The 19885-nt window shown below is 64.2% G+C and carries 21 protein-coding genes and 2 tRNA genes; 10 read left to right on the top strand and 13 right to left on the bottom strand.

Annotation, left to right across the window (positions count from 1 at the left end; translation table 11 throughout):
- Positions 1 to 3 precede the first annotated feature (3 nt).
- The 5 genes from ATN00_RS04400 to ATN00_RS04380 form a co-directional block, all read right to left on the bottom strand.
- Positions 4 to 270, bottom strand: a complete 267-nt coding sequence (locus tag ATN00_RS04400) for a helix-turn-helix transcriptional regulator (protein ID WP_062062605.1) — start codon at positions 268 to 270, stop codon at positions 4 to 6.
- A 120-nt stretch (positions 271 to 390) separates the two neighbouring features.
- Positions 391 to 1170 carry a DNA -binding domain-containing protein gene (locus tag ATN00_RS04395; RefSeq protein WP_062062602.1) on the bottom strand — a complete coding sequence of 260 codons (780 nt, stop codon included), beginning with the start codon at positions 1168 to 1170 and terminating at the stop codon, positions 391 to 393.
- A gap of 147 nt (positions 1171 to 1317) precedes the next feature.
- On the bottom strand, positions 1318 to 1581 hold the full coding sequence (locus ATN00_RS04390) for a DUF2285 domain-containing protein (protein ID WP_062062600.1): 264 nt from the start codon (positions 1579 to 1581) through the stop codon (positions 1318 to 1320).
- Between the two features lie 135 nt (positions 1582 to 1716).
- Positions 1717 to 1968 carry a helix-turn-helix domain-containing protein gene (locus ATN00_RS04385; protein WP_062062597.1) on the bottom strand — a complete coding sequence of 84 codons (252 nt, stop codon included), beginning with the start codon at positions 1966 to 1968 and terminating at the stop codon, positions 1717 to 1719.
- Positions 1969 to 2196: 228 nt separating this feature from the next.
- Positions 2197 to 3024: a DUF932 domain-containing protein gene (locus ATN00_RS04380; protein ID WP_062068398.1), complete on the bottom strand. Its 828-nt coding sequence runs from the start codon at positions 3022 to 3024 to the stop codon at positions 2197 to 2199.
- A gap of 112 nt (positions 3025 to 3136) precedes the next feature.
- Here ATN00_RS04380 and ATN00_RS04375 point away from each other — a divergent pair, with 112 nt between their 5' ends.
- Positions 3137 to 4348, top strand: coding sequence for an IS256 family transposase (locus tag ATN00_RS04375; RefSeq protein ID WP_062062594.1), 1212 nt, complete (start codon positions 3137 to 3139; stop codon positions 4346 to 4348).
- 398 nt (positions 4349 to 4746) lie between these two features.
- The gene (locus ATN00_RS04370) at positions 4747 to 5508 is read left to right on the top strand and encodes a hypothetical protein (protein WP_062062591.1); all 762 of its coding nucleotides are present in this window, start codon (positions 4747 to 4749) and stop codon (positions 5506 to 5508) included.
- Positions 5509 to 5551: 43 nt separating this feature from the next.
- Here ATN00_RS04370 and ATN00_RS04365 read toward each other — a convergent pair whose 3' ends face one another.
- Complete coding sequence (locus ATN00_RS04365; RefSeq protein WP_062062588.1) at positions 5552 to 5851, bottom strand: DUF736 domain-containing protein; 300 nt, start codon at positions 5849 to 5851, stop codon at positions 5552 to 5554.
- Between the two features lie 379 nt (positions 5852 to 6230).
- Here ATN00_RS04365 and ATN00_RS04360 point away from each other — a divergent pair, with 379 nt between their 5' ends.
- The gene (locus tag ATN00_RS04360) at positions 6231 to 7031 is read left to right on the top strand and encodes a TIGR02391 family protein (RefSeq protein ID WP_062062585.1); all 801 of its coding nucleotides are present in this window, start codon (positions 6231 to 6233) and stop codon (positions 7029 to 7031) included.
- Between the two features lie 104 nt (positions 7032 to 7135).
- Here ATN00_RS04360 and ATN00_RS04355 read toward each other — a convergent pair whose 3' ends face one another.
- Positions 7136 to 9217: a ParB/RepB/Spo0J family partition protein gene (locus tag ATN00_RS04355; RefSeq protein ID WP_062062583.1), complete on the bottom strand. Its 2082-nt coding sequence runs from the start codon at positions 9215 to 9217 to the stop codon at positions 7136 to 7138.
- Between the two features lie 481 nt (positions 9218 to 9698).
- Here ATN00_RS04355 and ATN00_RS04350 point away from each other — a divergent pair, with 481 nt between their 5' ends.
- The 5 genes from ATN00_RS04350 to ATN00_RS04330 are packed head-to-tail and all read left to right on the top strand — an operon-like array spanning position 9699 to position 12858.
- Complete coding sequence (locus ATN00_RS04350; RefSeq protein WP_062062582.1) at positions 9699 to 10037, top strand: hypothetical protein; 339 nt, start codon at positions 9699 to 9701, stop codon at positions 10035 to 10037.
- The gene (locus tag ATN00_RS04345; protein ID WP_062062580.1) at positions 10034 to 10408 is read left to right on the top strand and encodes a helix-turn-helix domain-containing protein; all 375 of its coding nucleotides are present in this window, start codon (positions 10034 to 10036) and stop codon (positions 10406 to 10408) included. Before ATN00_RS04350 ends, ATN00_RS04345 begins: the two co-directional genes overlap by 4 nt.
- A gap of 2 nt (positions 10409 to 10410) precedes the next feature.
- Complete coding sequence (locus ATN00_RS04340) at positions 10411 to 11421, top strand: ImmA/IrrE family metallo-endopeptidase (protein WP_082635089.1); 1011 nt, start codon at positions 10411 to 10413, stop codon at positions 11419 to 11421.
- A gap of 5 nt (positions 11422 to 11426) precedes the next feature.
- Complete coding sequence (locus ATN00_RS04335; RefSeq protein WP_062062578.1) at positions 11427 to 12107, top strand: C1 family peptidase; 681 nt, start codon at positions 11427 to 11429, stop codon at positions 12105 to 12107.
- The gene (locus ATN00_RS04330) at positions 12079 to 12858 is read left to right on the top strand and encodes a hypothetical protein (protein WP_062062576.1); all 780 of its coding nucleotides are present in this window, start codon (positions 12079 to 12081) and stop codon (positions 12856 to 12858) included. The genes ATN00_RS04335 and ATN00_RS04330 overlap by 29 nt, the downstream gene beginning before the upstream one ends.
- Here ATN00_RS04330 and ATN00_RS04325 read toward each other — a convergent pair.
- The 4 genes from ATN00_RS04325 to ATN00_RS04310 all read right to left on the bottom strand — a co-directional run bounded on the left by ATN00_RS04325 (position 12825) and on the right by ATN00_RS04310 (position 15320).
- The gene (locus ATN00_RS04325) at positions 12825 to 13529 is read right to left on the bottom strand and encodes a uracil-DNA glycosylase (protein WP_062062574.1); all 705 of its coding nucleotides are present in this window, start codon (positions 13527 to 13529) and stop codon (positions 12825 to 12827) included. The genes ATN00_RS04330 and ATN00_RS04325 overlap by 34 nt on opposite strands.
- Positions 13526 to 14704, bottom strand: coding sequence for a nucleoside triphosphate pyrophosphohydrolase family protein (locus ATN00_RS04320; RefSeq protein WP_062062572.1), 1179 nt, complete (start codon positions 14702 to 14704; stop codon positions 13526 to 13528). The genes ATN00_RS04325 and ATN00_RS04320 overlap by 4 nt, the downstream gene beginning before the upstream one ends.
- Entirely contained in the window at positions 14704 to 14901 is a 198-nt protein-coding gene (locus ATN00_RS04315) for a hypothetical protein (RefSeq protein ID WP_062062570.1), read from the bottom strand. Before ATN00_RS04315 ends, ATN00_RS04320 begins: the two co-directional genes overlap by 1 nt.
- A 344-nt stretch (positions 14902 to 15245) precedes the next feature.
- Positions 15246 to 15320 (bottom strand) — tRNA-Gly (locus tag ATN00_RS04310).
- A 338-nt stretch (positions 15321 to 15658) separates the two neighbouring features.
- Here ATN00_RS04310 and ATN00_RS04305 point away from each other — a divergent pair.
- The gene (locus ATN00_RS04305) at positions 15659 to 17680 is read left to right on the top strand and encodes a TonB-dependent receptor plug domain-containing protein (protein WP_062062568.1); all 2022 of its coding nucleotides are present in this window, start codon (positions 15659 to 15661) and stop codon (positions 17678 to 17680) included.
- A gap of 72 nt (positions 17681 to 17752) precedes the next feature.
- Here the strand turns inward: ATN00_RS04305 and ATN00_RS04300 are convergent.
- Positions 17753 to 17827 (bottom strand) — tRNA-Thr (locus ATN00_RS04300).
- Positions 17828 to 17940: 113 nt separating this feature from the next.
- Here ATN00_RS04300 and ATN00_RS23600 point away from each other — a divergent pair.
- Positions 17941 to 18090, top strand: a complete 150-nt coding sequence (locus ATN00_RS23600) for a hypothetical protein (RefSeq protein WP_184204970.1) — start codon at positions 17941 to 17943, stop codon at positions 18088 to 18090.
- Between the two features lie 3 nt (positions 18091 to 18093).
- Here the strand turns inward: ATN00_RS23600 and ATN00_RS04295 are convergent, their stop codons facing one another.
- Positions 18094 to 19875 carry an aminopeptidase P family protein gene (locus ATN00_RS04295; RefSeq protein WP_062062565.1) on the bottom strand — a complete coding sequence of 594 codons (1782 nt, stop codon included), beginning with the start codon at positions 19873 to 19875 and terminating at the stop codon, positions 18094 to 18096.
- Positions 19876 to 19885: the final 10 nt, after the last annotated feature.

Below are 19885 nucleotides of genomic sequence, written 5' to 3'. Positions count from 1 at the left end.
TCGTCAGCGACGCACGCAATCGGTGGACAGGCGCTTGGCCGGATGGACGACGCCGGTGCCCGGATCAGAGGTCGAGCGGCGGGTGCCGAGTGCCGCCCAGGCCTCAAGGTCGTCGATCGCATAAACGATGCGACCGCCGAGCCTGCGGAACACCGGACCAGTGCCATAGCAGCGGTGCTTTTCCAGCGTGCGTGCCGACAACCCCAGGTGAATCGCGGCGTCGGGAGTTTTGAGATAGCGCGGCGTCGTAACGGCCACAGGCTGGTCCATGATGATCCTCCTGATGATGACCGGCCCCGGAAAGCAGGACCGGCGGACAGGAGGGCATGGTGGCGAATTCGCCCCGCCGCGGAGAAGGGACAGCATCGAGGGGGTCTGGGAATGTCCCCCCTAATCGCCGCGAAGCAGGCGAGTATAGCCGCCGTCTCTTAGCTCGATGGCTTCGGCAAGCCATCGGCCAATCCGCTTGCGCTCGCGACTTTCGACCCATTCGGCTGCGCTGAAGGCGCGCACGGCCGCATCGATTAGTGTGGCAGCCAATTCCCTACGACTCGCGCCTATCTGGTGGCCATCCAGTGCCCGAAGCAGGGTCAGAAGATGCCGACGGCGGGATGGCGGCGGCCTGAGCGGCGGAGCTCCTGCCGAAAGGCCGCGCAAGCGGCGACGCAGACGCTCGACCGCAGCCAAGCCGATGGCGAGATTGGCACCGAACGGCAACATCGCCGCGAGAGGCCGGTCAGGTGAATCGAGTACCCAGACGTGTGCGTCCCCATCAGCGTCGGCTAGAATGACATGAAGACGGCCTTCAAACGTCATCTTCGCACGAACGGAGCCTAACGCCGCGACATCGAAGGGTTGCGCTGACGCGAGGTCCGGCGGTGCGCGGGCCAGGACGATGTCATCGGGTGCGAGGTCGGGTCGCGCTATCGCAAGTTTTGGGTCGAAAGCCCAAGACGGCGCGGCATGAAAGCTCATGCCCCAACGGCGTACCAAGGCGCTCGTGGCTTCGTCGGCCGTGATTTCGCGGCGCTTCACACGGCGCAGTGCGCGGACGTAGTCAGCCTGATAGCGAGAATTGCGGCTGAGATAGCCAATGGCAATGTCGCGATATTGAAGCGCGTCATCGCCGGTTTCGTCCACCGGCGTGCGCCAGTCCTTCGCAGACGGCATTCGGTAGCTCCCAGCCCGACATCCGGCCGAGCGCACGCAAGAATTTCCCGGCTGGAGAGAAGGGGAGAAGTCCTGTCGGCCGTCGCGCCCCATAGCGGCGCGAAGTCAGCATATGGGAAGCTAATCAAAGGGATGCGGCCGAGAAAGCTACAGACGCGGCGGTTTCAGATAGTGGCGATAACCTGTCTCGGTCATCCATCGCGCGCGGGCGAGATGAGAGTCATAGATCAGGCGCGCGCGCTCGGGCTCGGCGGCGGGATCGATACCGAAGATGATCCGAACGACCTCGCACCAGTCCGCCTTTTCCGCAGCCGCATCGAGCAGCCGCCAATAGGTCTGATGGTGGCGCTCGTCATAGTCGGTGACATGCGGCGCATCGGGAGCGTGATCCTCGAAAGAGGCTATCGCCATCGCCAAGCTCCGATTTCAGCGCCCGCCCCCGCAGACGCTGCTTCACAGAATATACACCATAATGGAGCGAAGTAATTAGACCGCTCACGCTATGGACCGTTGATGCTTCAGGGATAACCCGTGCGACGGCGCATCTTACTTTGACGGTTTGCTCGCCGCGCCGCGGACCACCATCACACCCTCGCCACGGTCCGAATCGAGAAAGACGATCCCTGCACTTTCCAGCGCCTTTGCCACCTGATGGCGTGTATCCTCTCGCACAGGCAGCTTGTTCTCGGACTCCAGACGCTTGAGTGCCGTCAGAGCAACAAGGGCCTTGTCCGCAAGCATCTCCTGTGTCCAACCGAGAAGCGCACGAGCGGCCCGCACCTGGCGGGAAGTGATCATGTACGATCACGTTCACGAGCCGAGTGCTATACGCCATGAAAACGACTATTATAGTCGTCTTTGAATATTGGAAACATCTAAATCGCGAGCCGGGCATCCGCCCGGCGAGCCCGCTTCGTTTACGGCCGCGCGGACCATCGGGACGCGCGGCCGTCGATGGGTCGATGGTTATGCGGTAATGGGGAGGTTCGCCGCAGGACCGAAAGCCCAGCCCTGCGGCGGTCACGGTCATCCCGCTTTCAAGCGCTGCATCCCCTCGGCCAGCGTCCAGAGCGCACGGTTGAGCGTCACGTTCTGGTCGATGCCGTTGATTGCGCGCGTCTGCGCCCGGCGGATACGGCCCTCGGCGTTACGCTTGCGGCCCTGTAAGCCGCCCCGCACCACATTCTCCTGAATGACGTTGAACGTGCTCCACAGGCTATCGCCAACATCCTCACGCCTGCGCGGTTCGATGATCTGTTCGGGCCGCAGCGGGCTTTCGTCTTCCCCATAGCGAGCGACCAAACTCACCTCTCCGAGCAAGCGCCGCTCGTCTTCGGAAAGCCGGACCTCCTTCATCGTCTCGCTGGCGTCGATCAGGCGGGGGAAGTCTTCCGCGACGGTATAAACGCCCTCGATAATGTCGTGCTCGATATTGCCCTTGTGCGGCACCCGGACTTCTTCGAACCGCTCACCCGCGATCATGCTGTTGGTGCAAACGAAACGCAGCATCCCGGCGAACATCTGATAGGCGCTGGTCCCGTCATGGCTGTTGACGATAATGACTTCGGCGGCTTCGGGCTTGCCGATGCCTTCGTCCCGGCGCAGGCGCAGCATGTGCTTTGCGTGGCCGTGGCGCGAGCCGTCACGCGGCACCGATTGGACGGCGAAGAACGGGAACCATCCCTCACGGCGTAGTCCCTCCACGATGTCGATGGTCGGGACATAGACATAGCGATCCGAACGACTGCCGTGCGGCTCGCGGGCGAAGATGGACGGGACGTGCCGATAGAGCGCCTCGTTGTCGAGGTTAGCGTCCGCGCTCGTGGTGTAATTTCTGGTGTAGATTGAGATGATCGCATGGGGTGGGGCATGCCCCACCCCATGCGATTTCGATCTCGGTGGCCACCGGGCTCATCGGTAAGGTGGAGTTACCACACTTCACACGCCCACCGAGGAGTTGATCCCGATGACCGACGACAGACTACCGCTTGCCGAGCTGATGGCGAAGACTGGAGATGGAGATTTCCTGCACACGATCGCCGAGAGCGTATTACAGATCATCATGGAGGCCGACGTCGATGGCCTGGTCGGCGCTAGCCGACACGAGCGCTCCGGCGACCGGACGACCTGGCGGAACGGCTACCGCGACCGCAGCCTCGATACCCGGCTCGGCACGCTCAACCTGAGGATTCCCAAGCTACGGACCGGCGCCTACTTCCCTGGCTTCCTGGAACCCAGGAAGACCGTCGAGAAGGCGCTGGTCGCGGTGATCCAGGAGGCGTGGATCGCCGGCGTCAGCACCCGGCGTGTCGACGAGCTGGTGCAGGCCATGGGCATGACCGGCATCTCCAAATCCTCGGTGTCCAAGCTGTGCAAGGATATCGACGAACGTGTCCATGCCTTCCTTAAGCGGCCGCTCACCGGCGACTGGCCCTACCTCTGGCTCGATGCTACCTACCTCAAGGTGCGCGAGGGCGGGCGGATCGTCAGTGTCGCCGCGATAATAGCCGTTGCCGTCAACACCGAGGGCAAGCGCGAAATCGTTGGCCTTCACATTGGACCCTCCGAAGCCGAGCCATTCTGGTCGAGCTTCCTCAAGGACCTCGCACGCCGCGGACTGACCGGCGTGAAGCTGGTCATCTCCGATGCCCACGAGGGCCTCAAGGCAGCGATCACTCGCGTGCTCAGCGCCACCTGGCAGCGGTGCCGCGTCCACTTCATGCGCAATGCCCTGGCCTACGTGCCCAAGGGCCAGAACACCGTCGTCGCCGCTGCCATCCGCCAGGTCTTCCTCCAGCCCGACCATGCCGCCGCGACACAGGTCTGGCGCCAGGTCGCCGACCAGTTGCGTACCCGCTGGCCAAAGCTCGGCGCCTGCATGGACGATGCCGAGCACGACGTGCTGGCCTACATGACCTTCCCCGAGCAGCACCGCGTCAAATTACATTCCACCAATCCACTGGAACGCCTGAACAAGGAAGTGAAGCGCCGCGCCGATGTCGTCGGCATCTTCCCGAACGAGGATAGCATCATCCGCCTCGTCGGCGCCGTCCTGCTGGAGCAGAATGACGAATACCAGCTCCAGCACCGCTACATGCAGATCGAGGGCATGGCCGCCCTTGCTACACCAATGATCGAGGAGGCACAGCCGCTACAGATTACACCCAAGGCCGCCTGAAAATGCAGTCCGCTGGCCACACCCAATTCTACACCACATTGACGGACGCGACCTTGTCGAGCGGCTCCCGGCCGCTGATCTGATGGGCGTTGCGACCGAACCGGGTGGCAAGCTGATAGTGCATTTTGACCTCCTTGGGCTTGGGTTTTCGCGCAGCGGAGCGCCACGCTGAAACCCTGCCCGTCGGCGAGACCGGGGGTGCAACCGGAGTGGGCGGCTTCGCGGGGAACCGGCTGCACGGAACGCGAAGCGTGGAGGAAGCTGGGCGGAAGCCGCTCCGAAGGGCGCCGGGGGCAGCGCCCCAAGCATCCGCCGCGTCTGCGGCGCATCACAATTCCAGTTTGTCGGCTATCCGGGTTGTGATGGCGCGAAGACGCCCAGGGAGCTAAGGCCGAACCATGGGGGCCACCGATCTTCTCGATGACGCGCAATTGCTGTTCGAGCGCGCCCAAGCGCACAAGCGCGAGCTTAACGGCCTCCTCGGCGCCGGTCCTGACCTGCTATGGAACATCGGACGCTCAATTTCGCCCGAGGGCCAGCATCGCGCCGAGTTACGGATCAACCGGCGCGCGCAGCGTCGGGCCAAGCCGGTCCTGGCCGATGTCGCCAACAATCTCGTCCACGCGCTCGACCATGTCACGGCTGCGGCGCGCAAATCCGCTGGTCTCCCCAATCCGAGAAATCTTTATTTCCCGATCGAGCGCGACGACGATGACTATGCCAAGGCCATCGAAAAGAAGGTCGCGATTCATCTCGACCAGCCCTGGATCAACATCTTTACCGCTGCACGCGAGGCACACCGTCCCTATCTCCACTATCTCCAACTGGTCCGGATTCTTTCGCGGGAATCGAAACATTGGGAGTTGGCCACCGGGACCGCCGGAGCGCTCGCCGTTCAATGGTTCCCGCCTGGATCGCCGCAACACCGGATCGTGGAGATGCCAGCGGATCATTTTGCCGCGAACGACAGCTACGCGATCTGCGAAGCCGCTGAGCCCTTTCCGAACGTCGGGGTTCAGATTGTCACAAACTATCGGGTCGCTGGTGAGGACATCGAGGAAGCGTCGCTGGAGTCAGTTCTGTCGACCAGCTTCACCTTTGTGTCCGGCGTGATCGCTACGAGCCGGGAGTATCTGGCGACCCTTCCTTTCCCAAGTTGACGGCCGAGCGCCCCGCTCGGTTGAGCGGGGCGTCGTCGGCCGGTTAGCGGGACCAGATGAGGGCGTATTCGCCAGCGATCTCGGTTTCGGACAGCGTGGCATAGATGGGAGCCGGGAAGCTCGGATCGTCCAGCTTGACCGAGATATAGTCGCGGCCTTCGCGGCTGGTCTTTTTCCAGGCGGCCCCGATATCCATGTTGGCGGCGCTGATGCGGAAGTCGGGGGACTTCTCGCCGTCCTTCTCGACCGGGCGGAAGTTGGCCTTGGTGTTGAGGGTAAGCGTCTTGATGACGCCGGTGAACTCGCCCTTGCTGTTGGCGGTGAACGTGCCGATCGTGGCCATGTCGTGATCTCCTGTCTGCTCGGACCGCGCCCATCGCGGCCTCGATGGCTCGGCGTCGGCCGGGGCACGATCGACCCGCACCGCTTGCGGCCGGAACGCAGAGGAGGTTGGACGACGGGCGGCTTTTTTGCTTCGCGATGCAAAGTCGAAGGCGGCGGAAAAAAGCCGAACGACGCCCTTGCGGGAAGGCGATCGGCCTCGGCCAGACAAGCCATTGGAGAGGCCGCCGGGATGTTCGGCTCGGAAAGATGGGATTTGCTATGGCTGACGTTTGTGTCGGCAACTCCGCCAACAGCCTTGCGCGATGTTCATCCTACGTTCCAAGGTGCTGCCGATTCGACCAAGGGAGGCCGTGGAGACACGCGGGGGAGTAGGACAGGTGACGAAACTATTTTCGCAGGATCAGCTCGAAGCCATCGCTGGCGCGCTCGGCGACACGGAAGCGGGGCTCAAGGGGACCGAGATCGCGATGCTGATAGCGACCTGTCAGATGACCGATCCGGGCGAGATGACCAAGCGGCACCGCATCTACAACGCCTTCGCCGCCAGCCAGAACGCCCGGCAGGACCGCACCCGCATCCTCGGCTTCATCCGCCATGCGATGAGCCCCGCCCGCTATAGTCGCGAGCCGCACCGTTACGAGCCCATGCGCGCCAGTCTCAACCAGGCCCTCGCCTTCGCCGGCCTCGTGGTTAGCGAAGCCGGAAAGATCGGAACAGTCGAACAGGCGACCACCCTGCCGGAAGCGCAGCGCCGCGCGAAGGAATTGCGCACCGATTTGGAGACGCGCGGCGTTCACCCGGACGTGCTGCGCTTCTGCCGCGCGGAGCTGCTAGCCGACGATTATTTCCACGCGGTTCAGGAGGCGGTGAAAAGCGTCGCCGACAAGATGCGGGTCAGGACGGGCCTGTCAGATGATGGGGGAACGCTGGTGGACCGCGTGCTGGGCGGCGATCCCCCGATGCTGGCGATCAATCCGCGCGGCACGGCCAGCGAGCGCAGCGAGCAAGGCGGTTTCGCCAACCTGGTCAAAGGGGTGTTCGGGATGTTCCGTAATCCGACCGCCCATGAAGCGCGTATCCATTGGCCTATGACCAAGACCGACGCCGAAGATCTTCTGACGCTCGTCTCCCTCATCCATCGTCGGCTCGATGCCGGCCATATGCCGCCGCGTCCCTGATCTTGCGCGACGAAAAGCGCCGCGCCCGGAAAGGGCGCGGCCGCGATTTTTTAGGGCCGACGAAGGCAGGCCGGGACCACTCGCGCGGCCCCGGCCCAATGCCGCTATTCGGCGGCGACGGCGTAGGACGCTTCGCTTTCCTCCGTTTCGGTATCGGGAGCCTCCATCTCGGACGGCTGCTCCACGATCCCGGCATCCTCGGCCTCGTCGGGTGCGGGCTGCTCCGCCTCTGGCTCGGGCGTCCGCAGGATAGCGGGAAGCCAGCCGGTCCCGACCAGAAGCTGCTCGGCCGCCTGCGCCATATCGGGCTTCTTCATGTCCGCGATCCGGCGGGCGGCGTCCTCCGACACGCCTTCGGTCACGGCCTCCACGATATGCGCCTTGGTGACGCGGCCAAGATAGCTGTCCACGGTCGGCGTCCAGTCCTTCGCCACGTCCAGCGCCAGCGCGCTCGCCAGCCTGTCCGCCGTTTGCAGCGAGCGGGGCTTGCGGTCCCACGGCAGGCGCAGCGCATTGACGGTACGGGACGCGCAATGCGCCAGCAGCGCCAGCCGCTTCCCGTCGTCCAACCCGGCGACGAAGCCCCACAGGTCCACCACGTCACGCGGCATCCGCTCGGCCCATGCCTCGCGGGACTCGTTCGCCTTGGCTGCAAGCGGCGTATCCTCGATCCCGTCCGCATGGCTGCCAAGTGGCGTCGCGGTCGGACGAACCTCAAGGCAACCGGCCTCGGTGTAGCTGTAGAACAACTGCGCCGTGAGCGTGTGGGTCAGGGCGATCAGCGCCAGATCGGGCCGCTCGCCAAGGGCGACACGCAAGGCCAGCGTCCGATGGGCGGACAGGTCGCGGGTGAGGCTGTCGGAAATCGGCCTGCCCGGTTCCTCGTCCTCTTCCTCGATTTGCTGCTCGTCCTCGTCGCCGTCCCCGGCCTGCTCGTCCGCGACGGCTTCCGGGTCGATGGCTTCGCCTTCGCCCTCATCCTCGGGCTGCGGGTCGGCCAGCGCCTCGTCCTCGGGACGGACGAAACCGCGCTCGAGACGGGGAACGCCGTCATGGTTCAGCACCACGAACACGCCGCCATGCGCGATCACGTTGGCGTCGTGGGCGTAACGCTTGGCCGAAATGGCGTCGATCTCGTCGGACACCGCCTCCAGCTTCGTCGCCACGTCCTCGGGCATCTCGTCATAGGACGAATAACCCTCGGCCAGTTCGTCATGCTCGGTGGACAGCGCCTCCAACCGGGCCTCGTCCTCGTCGGACAGGGCGACGGACTGCGGATAGAAGCGCCGCATCCCGTGGGCGTGGGGATAGTCGATATGCGCCTCGGCCCATTTCCAGCCCTCGGTCTGCACGGTCCCAGCGATCTCGCGCAGCTTCTCGATGGCGAGCATGTCGAGCAAGCCCGCATCCTCGAAGAAACCGCCCCGGTCCTCGCTGAACAGGTCACGGATGATGGTGCCGCCCGCCTCGATATAGGAGTCGGCCCCGACGAACACCGCGCGCCGGTCGGCGGCAGGCACGTTGGCGGCGGTCATGTCGCGCCGGATGATCCACGGCTCGCGATTATGATGCAGGTTCTCGAACACCTGCTCCTGCCGGGCGTGGTCCTCGGTGATGGCGAAGGCCATAAGCTGGTCCAAGGTCAGGCCATCCTCGCGATAGACCTGCAACAGCTTCGGGCTGACGGCACCAAGGCGAAGCCGCTGCTTCACCACGCCAGCCGACACGCCGAACCGCGCGCCGATCTCTTCCGCGCCCCAGCCCTTGCCGTCCGCAAGCTCCGCGAACCGCTCGAACTGGTCGGCGGGATGCATCGGTGTCCGGGTCACGTTCTCGTCCAGACTGATCTCGGACGGATCGTTCTGCGTATCGAGCCAGCAGCGGACAGGCTCGGACTTCCTGATCTGCTTACGCTTGGCGCGCAGCAGCATCGCCAGCCTGCGGCCCTCGCCAGCGGTGACGAGATAATAGCCGGTCGGCGTCCCGTCCTCCTTGACCTCGGGTTCCACGACAAGGTTCTGGATCAGCCCCTTGTGCTGGATCGACGCAGCCAGCGCCTCGATAGCGGCTCCCCCATGCGGCACCTTGCGGGCGTTGCGCGGGGACTTCTTGAGCTTGGCGAGCGGCACGAAAATCTCGATGCCTGACACAGGATCGGCGGCAATGGTTTCGGTAACAGCGTTCATCACACTACTCCTTCTAAAACCACACACACCCCGGAATGGGGTGGGCGGCGAAAGAGCGACCGGCAGGCCCGCCGGCGGAGCCGGGCAGCACCCGCAGGGCCGGAACGAAGAGGAGGTAAGCGCGCCTGCGCGCGTTGCGGCCCGGCGCGGCGGGCCTAAAGGGAAGCGTCGCCCACCCCATAGCGGGAGTGCCAAATCAACGCGAATGGGCCGGCGCACGCCCTGGCCCGATCTCCGCAGATACGGAAAAGCGCAAATCCGCAGGGGCGGATTTACGGATCGGCGTGGATACGCCGTCCCGCCAGGCTGATCGTCACCGGAATCGGACGAAACCCGTCAGGGGTTCGGTCGGAGCGAAGCGGAGATAGAGCGGCGATCCCGCAGGGAGGCGCCATGCCCTTTCACACGATTACTTCTCTCTTGCATGTCTGAATATCAGACACTATATGTAACCCATGTAGGCAAATCGTGCGAGGCGTAGATGGCGACAATTGCACCTACCAAGCCGGTTACGGTAGCATTCCCCAAGAGCGACGTCATTGCAACGCTCGTGGCTGAGCTCATCGAAGTGGCAAAGGCGGAGGCGCAGGTTCGCGGCATTCCGCTTCCCCCGGATAAGCCGAAGATCATCAAGGCTCCCATTCCGATGGATTCGCTGTCGGTCGTCGATACGCTGTGCGCGCTTGAACCTGTTGTCGGCTTCGAGCTGCGCGAGAGCATCGTCCGCACGGGTGGCTACAGTTCGATCGAAGCTGCGCTCGAACATCTTGTTCCCAAGATCGAGCGCGTATGGATTCGCAAGAAAGGATCGAAGCCATGACCAATCTCGCATTGCGTCACGAGGACGACGAGGAGGAGCGGCGACGCTTGGGAGAGCGGCTGCGCGAGGCCCGGAAATATCTGGGCCTAAAACAAGAAGAGGTGGCGGCCTATCTCAAGATCCCGCGCACAGGACTCACCGATATTGAAAACGGGCAGCGCCGCGTCGAGGCGATCGAGTTGACTCGCCTCGCGCGGCTATATCGGCAGTCGGTCGGCTATTTCACTGGCGAGGACGAAGCCTCGGCCAGCCTGCCGGCAGATGTCGCACATTTGGCGCGGCGCGTTGCTGATCTGTCCACGCAGGACCGCGAAGAGTTGGGCCGCTTCGCCGACTATCTGCGCGCGCGGTCGGGCGGAGGACAGGGCTGACCATGGCGCTCGACTACGCGAGCGCGGTTCGAGCCGGGGCCATGGCCGCTGGGCGGCTTCATCGGCAGTTGAATACGCGCGAAGTGATTGAACAGCAGGGCGGCAATGTCGATGTGTTCAGCGCGATCCACGCCGTTGACCTCCCGTTGTTGCTCCGGCCACTGAAGGGGCTGCTCGGTGCCTATCTGAGCGTGCCGGCGCATGGCGTCCTGGTGACGACGGAGCGGCCAATGAGCATTCAGCGCTTCACGGCCGCTCATGAGCTGGGCCATTTCTCGATGCAACATCAACCCAGCCTGGATGACGAAAGCATCTTGCGGCGGATGCCGAACTCGCCCGAACCGGGTGGGCTGTTTCAGGAAACCGAGGCGGACGCCTTTGCCATCGCCTTCATGATGCCAAAATGGCTGATCCTGTCGCACAGCGCGCGCCAGGATTGGCAGGTCGATGATTTTCGCCGTCCCAACGTCGTGTACCAACTCTCGCTTCGCCTGGGGGCCAGCTACGAAGCGACGTCCCGAACGCTGCTGCGCTACAATCTGATCTCGCAATCGACTATGACCGATCTGCTGCGGACACAGCCGCGCGCGCTGAAAGTCGATCTGCTCAAGGATTATCGCCCGGCCAATTATCGTGGCGACGTCTGGCTCCTGACCGAACGCGATGCCAGCACGAGAATCGACGGCAGCCGCAACGACCTGTTCGTGCTCCGGCTTAAGGAGCATAGCGGTGGCGGGTATTTGTGGGATTTCGACCAGCTTATCGCGAGCGGTTTCGCCATCGTCCGCGACGACCGCGAAGCGGTCGATGCTGATGGGATCGGCGGGCCGATCGTTCGGCGGGTCACGGCCGCCATCGAGGCGGCGCAGAGAGGTCGGATGTCGATCGAGGAACGGCGGCCATGGCAGCCGGTGCCGGCGTTGGCCCATCTGACGTTCGACTTCGACCTGACCGGCCCCGAACCCGAAGGTCTTTCGCGCGCCGAGCGGCGGCATCTGCTCGAGGCCGCCTAGCTCCCATGATCGAGATCACGACCGATCTTCGGCTCTTGTTCGGTGCTGCGCGCGATCAGGGCGCGCGACCGACCTGCATGGCCTTTGCCGCAAGCGATGCTCATGCCGGGCTGCGTGATGGATGGGCGCCGCTATCCTGCGAATTTGCCTTCTATCACGCCCAGCGGCGTGCGGGCCGCTCGCCCGCACAAGGCGCGCTGCTGTCGGCGATGCTCGATGCACTACGCGGCGACGGGCAACCCGAGGAACATGGCTGGCCCTATCTTGAAGCCGTCCCCGAAGATCACGGCCTGTGGAACCCGCCTGCTGTGGTCGGGGATCGCTATGGGCGCGATAGCCAGTCGGGAACGAAGAATCTCGCCTCGATCATCGCCTTGCTCGACACGGGTCGGCCAGTCGTAATTCTGACGATGCTCTCGCGCTCCTTCTTCATGCCGGCAGGCGATGGAGTCGTCGATCCGGCCAATGACGAACAGCCTGAGCCGAGCCAGCGCCATGCCGTGATCGCCGTAGGCCACGGCAAGGTCGACGGCACGACCGCAATTCTCGTCCGTAATAGCTGGGGTACAGGATGGGGCCTCGACGGACACGCATGGCTCACGGAACGGTTCCTGGCGCCGCGGCTCTTCGCCACCGCGAATTTGATGGAGGAAGTCGATGTATCTTCCAGTACCCTCGCAGCCTGACTGCGTTTCCGCGTGGCGCGAGGCGGTGCGTCTCGTTGACGGCGCAGCCGGCCATCAGGCCTACAACGTGATCATCGACGTTGCCGATCCCTCAGCGCGTGCGAACCTTGCTGATCCTGTCGTCGCCGAAGTGGACGCCTTTCTCGCTGGTCGAGGCAAGAAGCCGATCGAGACGGTTGCCAACACGATCTTCCCGGCAGCGCTCTATCACCGCCATGGCGCGCCGCTGTTCTTCGACCGGTTCCGCGACAATGTGCTGCCCAAGGTCAGACTGAAGGAAGCATGGTCGGGCTATTACTTCGAGCGAATGATGCAATTGCCGCAGCTCGACGGGCCGCCGATCAATCAGATTTGGGGGATCGTCGAGCGCCTGCGCAATCCGAAGGTGCGCGCGCTCAACAAGTTCGAGCTGAGCGTTTTCGACCCTGCCCGCGACGTGAACGATTCGCCTTACGGCGGGCAGTGTCTGAGCTTTACGAGTCTCAAGCTGATCGGCAAAGGCGATCAACGCCGGATCGCCATGACCGCGTTCTACCGCAACCATTTCTACATCGAAAAGCTACTGGGCAATCTGATCGGCCTCGGTAGGTTGCAATCGTTCATCGCCAAGGAGGGTGGGGTTGGACTTGGACCGCTGACGATCGTCTCTACCCACGCCGAAATCGATACCGGCAAATGGAATCGCGGTGATCTCCAGCAGCTTTTTGCGCGCTGCGATCAGGCGAGCGCGCAACTCCTCGCCGCGGCATAAGGCGCCTCCAACGGCAGACGCGGCGCTTCGAGAGCGTCGCCGTCGATCCCGTACATCGCAAACATGCCTTCGATGAAGTCGCGCTGCCCGCCATAGCTCGGATGGCGGACAGCCGTCGTCGGGATACCGACATCGCCAAGGGCTAGGTGAGCATCGCGCCCGATCGCAACAATGCGCCGGGGCTGTAGCATCGCAATCAGCGCCTGAAGCAAAGGCCAGGTCGCCTCGCGTTCTCCGCGGGTATGACAACGGTTCGACAAGGGATCGCCCACTTCATGCGGATGGAACGGGAAGACGTTCCAGAGCATGACCGGCTGCCCGATCTGTTCGAGCACGCGCCAGACAATCGCCGCTGTCCGCTCGGCGACCGCCGGGCCTTCCGTCGCACGTTGAAGGGCGATGCCGCCCATCAACGCACCCGCCCGGTCGAGATGAACCTCATCGGTGAGGGGGACGCCCGTGCGCCGGCCGCCGCGATAACCGAGGTCGCGGGCAATCCAGATGGTCTCGACCTTCGCGTCCAAGGCAGCGGTCAGCAGCCGTTCCAAATTATCGCGCCGCTTGGCCGCCGCGTCGCGCCGGTCATGAACGGCGCAGCGGTCACGCCAGGGATTGAAAACGGAAGGAAGTTCGGTTGCCGCCAGAGTAGAAACGAAATGCTTGGGGGTCATGACGGCAGTTCCTTGATACGCAGGCGACGATGGGCGAAGTCGATCGTGACGCGACCGCGCCGGTGTTTCTGGAGAAAGCGGAAGGCCGCGTAGCCCTGGAGGATCGCTTCCTCCCAGAGCCACAACGGACAGCGTTCGGATTCGTAACCGGCGACGAACTGGCGGACATGCTTGAGCATGTCCAGCGGCAGGCCGCCTGATTTTACCTTGTCGAAGTAGCGGAGCTGCTGGGCCTGGCCAAAAATCCATGAGGTGACGCCTTCCTCGATCAGGATCGCCCGCGCACCATCCTCCGCATCATCGAGCTTGGGGTCGCTCTTGCGCTTCAAGCGCAGCAATGCGCGGATGACGGGCGACCAGCCCAAGACCGCGACATGCGCATAGTGAAAGACGTCGTGGAAGCGATAATCGTCGGGTTCGACCGCATTGTCGGTGAGCCGGTCCCCGACATAGACGCCGCTCGATCGCTGATAGACGAAGGTCTGTCCGCGAACCTTGCGCTCATAGACGTCGATCGTCATCCGTCGCGGGAGCTGCTCCTCGGGGTCCATCGTCGAATCGGACGGAGCCGGATAAACTTTCTCGCGGGGCCAGCGGTCAAAGATCTTGTGAAGGTTTTTGACGGCGGCGGCCTCAATCGTGACCCCGGAATCGTTGGCAGCCTGAATTAGCCTGCGCATGACCGCCGCGAGCTGGCGAGCGAGCATCGCCTTGTCTCGCGTCAACGCCCCCAACTGGAAGCCATTGACGAGGACGCCGACCTCGCCGGCGAGCGCGAGGAGCGTGTGCTCGAACTGCGGCATGGGCGCCTTGGCCAGCGGAATGTGGGCTGGCTGGAGCGCATGGAAGCTCAAGGCGCCATTGCCTCCGGCCCGCCACTCGTCGTCGCCCCTCGCGGCATTTGCCGCGATGTCGCTTAGCGCCAGTGCGCTGCGGCGCGCGACGGCCGCCAGATACCAAAGAACATCGCCGAGCTCTTCAGCGACGGCATCGGCATAGCCGAGGTAGGAGGTAGCATCGCGCTGTTTCTTTTTCGCCTCACTCAGAAGGCTGCCCGCTTCGCCGAACAATCCGAGCATCGAGAAACCCAGAGTGCTCTTTCCGCTACGCTGGTCCGTGCGGGCAGCCTGCTTGGCGTAGTCGTCGATGGTCAGCGCCTCGAAATCGCCCGACATTAGCTGCGCTTCCGGCGGTCGGAGATTGCCTCGGCCGGCACATTGACGCCGTAGGCCTGGAGCGCGCGCAGCACGATCATGCGGATCGGTTCGCGAGCATCGAGCGCCCTCTGACCAAGATCGCGCTTGGTCACCCCTGGGACTTGAATCTGAAGATGCTCGTCATCGGCATCGCTGCGAGCCTCCGCCTGTTTCATGAAAACGTTAAATCATAGTTTCATGAAACTATGAAGCGCAAATTGGCTCTGCGCAGGATGCGACCCTGGGAGCGGCTGCGTTGCGGCTGATCAGAGCCAAGGCGGATTGCGAAATGGGGCGCTGCGGGTCGCCCCCGGCCGAAGGGGTCCGGTGGGACAGCCAGCTTACCGTCAGGCCCGGATTCGACACGACCTCGAGCCCAAGCCACCGATTGCACGCCAAGATAGCCCGAAAACACGCTTCGAGCCTATTACGTCCTTATTACGCGGCCCTCACGCAAGGCCGGCGTAACGGAAAACCCCTCCCGATGGAGGAAGTATTTATCTGATTTATAAGGAAAATCTGGAGCGGGCGAAGGGATTCGAACCCTCGACCCCAACCTTGGCAAGGTTGTGCTCTACCCCTGAGCTACGCCCGCTCTGGCGGCCGGAGGAGCTTCCTCTCGGCGGGTGAGGCGGGCAACTAGCAGCGGTTTGACGGCTCGGCAAGGGAAGAATTTGCTTTCCTAGAAAATTCTATTTCCCCCAACGCCTCCTCCAAATCCATTGAGCCGCGCCGCTTGCATTGTCATCGACAGGGATGCTCCTCTGCCGGCCACGTTTTCCAACCTTGCGGCGGCATCGACATGTCCCGCCCGTTTAAGGTCTGCCGCTTGACTCGGATTCAGCCGTCGCCCTACGTCCCGCACAAATGATAATCGAGGCAGGTCGAGCCCCTTTCGAGCCGCGCCAACCGAGTGGAAAAGGGAAATCCGTCGTGAAATATCTGCCGTTTTCCATCGCCCTGGCAGCGCTCCCCGGCATCGCGTTCGCCCAGACGCAGCCTGATACGGCATCGCAGGCGAATATCGTCGTCACCGGAGCGGGCCTGCCTCTCCCGCCGGGCAGTCCCGCTTATGGCTCCGTGGTGATCGATCGGGACCGGCTGATCAACGGCGCGTCGGGGCGCATCGAAAATATATTGGGCGACGTGGCGGGTTTTCAGCAGTTTCGCCGATCCGACAGCCGGTCGGCCAACCCGTCCGCTCAAGGCGCCACGTTGCGGGCGCTGGGCGGCAATGCCTCCAGCCGCACGCTGGTGCTGCTGGATGGCGTGCCGATGGCCGATCCCTTTTTCGGCTATATTCCCTTTAGCGCCCTGGTTCCCGACCGGCTGTCGGTCGTACGGGTCACGCGCGGCGGCGGCGTGGGGGCCTTTGGAGCCGGGGCGGTCGCGGGCACCATCGAGCTTGCCAGTGCCACCCGCGATCAGCTCCCTTCTTTTGCCGCCAACGCCTTTTACGGCAGTAAGGATGCGACCGAACTGGCCGCCGCCCTCACACCCGATCTGGGCGGCGGCTATGTTTCCCTGTCGGGCCGCTGGGACCGGGGCGACGGCTTCATGACCACACCGCGCGATCAGCGGGTCGCGGCTACCGTGCCAGCCGCTTATGATGGCTGGTCCGGCAATCTGCGCGCCGTCGCGCCCCTGTCGGCCACCTCCGAATTGCAATTCCGCGCGACCCTCTTCCACGATGACCGCACGCTGCGCTTTCGCGGCGCGGACAGCATGAGCGAGGGGCAGGACGCCTCGATCCGCTATATCGCGCGCGGCGCATGGCAGGTCGATGCGCTGGCCTATATCCAGGCGCGCAATTTCTCCAATATCGTGATCTCGGCCAACGCGCCCTATCGCCAGTCGCTCGATCAGCGGAACACACCCTCCACCGGCATCGGCGGCAAGATCGAACTGCGGCCGCCGGTCGGCCCGGACCATGTGCTGCGCATCGGCACCGACACGCGCTTCGCCACGGGCGACATGTATGAGGACGCCTATGATGCCGGCAACCCCGCCAATCCGATAACGGCCCGCCGCCATGCGGGCGGGGACCAGATCACGACCGGCTTCTTCGCGGAGGATGACTGGACGATCGGCAGCCTCATCCTGACCGGCGGCGTGCGGGCCGACTATTGGCGCATCAGCGGCGGCTTTTACCGGCAGGTCGGGGCCAATGGCGTCGTCACGGTGAACGACGACTTCGACAACCGGTCCGACTGGCAGTTTTCCGGGCGCGCGGGCGCGCTGTTCCGGGTCAGCGAGACGCTGGCGGTGCGGGCGGCGGGCTATACCGGCTTCCGCCTGCCTACGCTCAACGAATTATACCGGCCGTTCACCGTGTTTCGGGTCAGGACCGAAGCCAATGCGGCGCTCACGCCGGAAAAGCTGAAAGGGGTTGAGGCGGGAGTCGACTTCACCCCCCTGCCCGGCCTGACGCTGGCGGCGACCGCTTTCTACAATCGGCTGGACGACGCCATCGCCAATGTGACCGATCCGGCCAATCCCAATCTTCGTCAGCGCCGGAATGTGGACGCGGTGATCGCCAAGGGCGTGGAACTGACTGCTTCGGGTCATATCGGCGATTTCCTGCTGTCGACCTCCTATGCCTATAGCCGCAGCAAGGTGCGGGCACCGGGCAGGGGCTTCGATGGGTTAAGGCCCGCGCAAAGCCCCCGTCATGCCGCCAGCGCAACGCTGGCATGGCAACCGGCGCAGGGACCGGCGCTATCGACCACGCTGCGTTATGTGTCGAAGCAATATGAGGACGATCTTCAGACCGATGTGCTGCCCCATGCGCTGACGGTGGATGCGGTCGCCAGCCTGCCGCTGGGCCATGGGATCACCCTTGTCGCACGCGGCGAAAACCTGTTCGATGAGGAGGTCGTCACACGCAATGCAGGCGGGTCCATGGACCTCGGCACGCCGCGCACGCTCTGGATCGGTTTCAAATTCGCGGGATGACGGGCGCAGCGGGTTCCCGTTCTGAAGGCATCCGCCGAACGCCGCTGCGCTTTATCTTCCGTCGGGGAGAAATGGTGCTGCCGGTGAGGATTGAACTCACGACCTCAGCCTTACCAAGGATGCGCTCTACCACTGAGCTACGGCAGCACTCTGTTCTTCGCGCGGCCCGTATCAGGCGGCGGAGCCGGGCCTATGGCCGCGCGCGCTGCCCTTGTCAAGGCGGCTTGCGACAGGTCCGGCAATTTGCTTAAGCGCATCCCATGAGCAGCGGACAGGACGAACGCAAAGAGCGATTGGCACAGGCGCTGCGCGACAATCTGCGGCGCCGCAAGGCGCAGGCGCGTGCGGACGCCGCCGAATCGAAGCCAGCCGAGGCCGGCCGGGACGGCGACGCCCAGCGACGCGACTGAGCTTCACAGCGGCGCGCAGGCCCCCGTCAGCCATGCAAATGCCGCGCCTTCAAGTTGCGGCCCGACGACATCCAGTACCCTGGCATGATAGGCGTCGAGCCAGGCGCGTTCTTCCATGCTCAGCAGTTCGACCGCGACAAGGTTGCGATCGATGGGCGCGAAGGTCAGCGTTTCGAAGCCCAGCATCTCCTTTTCCGCGCCGGGGATGGCGCATTCCTCCACCAGCACCAGATTTTCGATGCGGATGCCATATTCGCCGGTCTTGTAATAGCCCGGCTCGTTGGAGAGGATCATGCCCGCCTGCAACGGCTCGTCGCCGCCGCCGAAGGTCGCGATCCGCTGCGGCCCTTCATGCACCGACAGGAAGCTGCCCACGCCATGGCCGGTGCCATGGGCATAATCCAGCCCGTCGGCCCAGAGATATTGCCGCGCCAGCACGTCGAGCTGTCCGCCGCGCGTGCCCCTGGGGAACACGGCGCGGGCGAGCGCCACATGCCCCTTCAGGACCAGCGTGAAGCGGCGCTTCATTTCCGGCGTCGGCGTGCCGATGGCGATGGTGCGGGTCACGTCGGTCGTGCCGTCGCGATATTGGCCGCCGGAATCCACCAGATAGAGAGAGTCGCGTTCGATGCGGCGGTTGGTCTTTTCCTCGGCGCGATAGTGCACGACCGCGCCGTTCGGCCCCGCGCCGCTGATCGTGTCGAAGGACAGGTCCTGCAACGCGCCGGTGTCGCGGCGGAAGGATTCCAGCTTCGCCGCGGCGCCCAGTTCATCGACGCCGCCCTTGGGCGCTTCGGTCGCGACCCAATGCAGGAAGCGGGACAGCGCCGCCCCGTCGCGGCTTTGCGCGGCTCTGTGTCCGGCGATCTCGACCGGGTTCTTGATCGCCTTGGGCAATATGGCGGGATCGCGCAGCGCCAGCACATGCGCGCCGCCTTCCTCCAATCCTTCGAAGATCGCGGCGACCGCACGCTCGGGATCGGCTACGACCGTCTTGCCCGCGAAGCCCTTGAGCGCGTCGGGGAAGGCCGCGCGGTCGTGCACGCGCACGGCATTGCCCAGATGCTGCACCACGGCCTCGTCGATCTTTTCGGGCGCGACATAAAGATCGGCGGTCGCATCGGCGTTCACGACGGCATAGGCGAGCGCGACCGGCGTGCGGTCCACGTCCTTGCCCCGGATGTTGAAGGTCCATGCAATGGAATCGAGCGCGGAGAGCACCGCCGCATCGGCATGTTTCGCCGTCAGCCAGTCGGCCATCTCCTGCCGCTTTTCCGCCGCGCTCTTTCCGGCGTAGCGGTCTTCATGCACCGCCAGCCTGGCGGCGCTGGGCGCGGGGCGGTCGGGCCAGACCGCGTCCACCGGATTGGTGTCGACCGCGACCAGTTCCGCGCCGCGCTCGGCCAGAGCCTCGCTCGCCTGGCGCACCCATGCGCGGGTATGGAGCCATGGATCATAGCCGATGCGCGCGCCCTGCGACGCATGATCCTTGAGCCACGCCGCGATGGAGGTCTGCGGCACGCTCTCATATTGCCAGTGCGCGGCGTCCACCTGCTCGCGCACCTGCAAGGTGTAGCGCCCGTCAACGAAGATCGCCGCTTCCTCCGGCAGCACGACAGCGCTGCCCGCCGATCCTTGAAAACCCGTGAGCCAGGCAAGGCGCTGGGCATAGGCGCCGACATATTCGCTCATATGCTCGTCCGTCAGCGGCACGACGAAACCGTCCAGCCGGTCGCGCGCCAGTTGCGCGCGCAGGGCCTTGAGACGATCTTCATAGGTGGACATGGAAGCTTCC

The organism is Sphingobium baderi, from assembly GCF_001456115.1.
Taxonomy (GTDB): Bacteria; Pseudomonadota; Alphaproteobacteria; order Sphingomonadales; family Sphingomonadaceae; genus Sphingobium; species Sphingobium baderi_A.
Note: the sequence above shows the minus strand (reverse complement) of the source record. Positions and strands in the feature narration are given on the sequence as shown.